This window comes from Aerococcus sp. L_32, from assembly GCF_050689315.1.
Genome location: NZ_JBOEQF010000566.1, coordinates 1 through 1,144, shown reverse-complemented (window position 1 = coordinate 1,144; position 1,144 = coordinate 1). Strand labels below are relative to the sequence as shown.

Below are 1,144 nucleotides of genomic sequence, written 5' to 3'. Positions count from 1 at the left end.
AGTTTTCACACTAGCCATGGCTTTGGTCATGACTTGTTTACCATGGTAGACGGTGATATCAATTTCCATTGAACGTCTAGAGACATCTAGGAATTCTAGGACGATATCGATTGTGGATTGTAGTGGCACCAACTTTAAATAGTAAGCATTCACCTTATCGACCACAATGGATTTATCTTGCATCTTCTTCACAAATTGTTTTACCGATAGTTGGATAATACTATGTTGTAAGGCATTAGATAAGGCGCCAAAATCATTCGTTAATGAAACATCACTCAGGAATCGGTAACGCGCTTTTGTCATATCCTCATTTTGATCAACGAATTTCAACTTATCTGCCAGTAACACCTCAATCCGGTTTTCACTCTGTTCCGTTTGTTGGGTATACTGCAAAGTCCGCAAGACATCTTGTCTAGATAGAATTCCTTGTAAATAATCCTCTTCATCCACAACAGGTAGTATTTCTAACCCATCCCAAATCATCATATGTGTAATTGAAGCCACACTCATTGGCTTCTTAGCCGAAATTGGCGTTGGCGTCATGGCTTTAGCTAAATGGGTATCCGGTGTGAAATCTAGGATATCCTTAGCCGTTAAAATTCCCGCCAACTTACCATCTCTTTCACAAATTGGAAAACGGGTATGCCCCGAGTTTTCTGACAATTGTCGGTAAGCCGTAATCGTATCATCCGTGTATAAAAATTGCGTTTGTTCAAGTGGAATATAGATATCTTCCACAAGTAAAATATCCTTCTGCATAGACCGCTCAATCATCGCTTTATTGATTAAAGTAGCCGTCGCATAGGTATCGAAGTTGACACTTAAAAGTGGTACTTCCCGCTTGTTAGCCAAGTCCACAATGGTTTCTGACGGCTTAAAACCACCCGAGATTAGAACAGCGACGTCATTTTCCAAGGCAATCCGTTGAATTTCATCACGGTTACCAACGATAATCAAGGAATCTGGTTCGATATAACGACGCATCCCGTCCGCTTCCATGGCGCCGATAATAAATTTACGGACCTGGCGACTCAGACCTGAAGCCCCGCCTAAAACCTGGCAATCCGTTACCTTGATAATTTCTTCAATCGTTAAATGGTGCATGCGACGGTTTTCGTTCTCTTCAATTCGGACGGTACCCACG

At 41.8% G+C, this 1,144-nt stretch carries 1 protein-coding gene; it reads right to left on the bottom strand.

From position 1 onward, the window contains the following. A partial coding sequence (locus ACRCJ0_RS14805) for a DRTGG domain-containing protein (RefSeq protein WP_431390971.1) occupies positions 1–1,144 on the bottom strand: 1,144 nt, incomplete at both ends.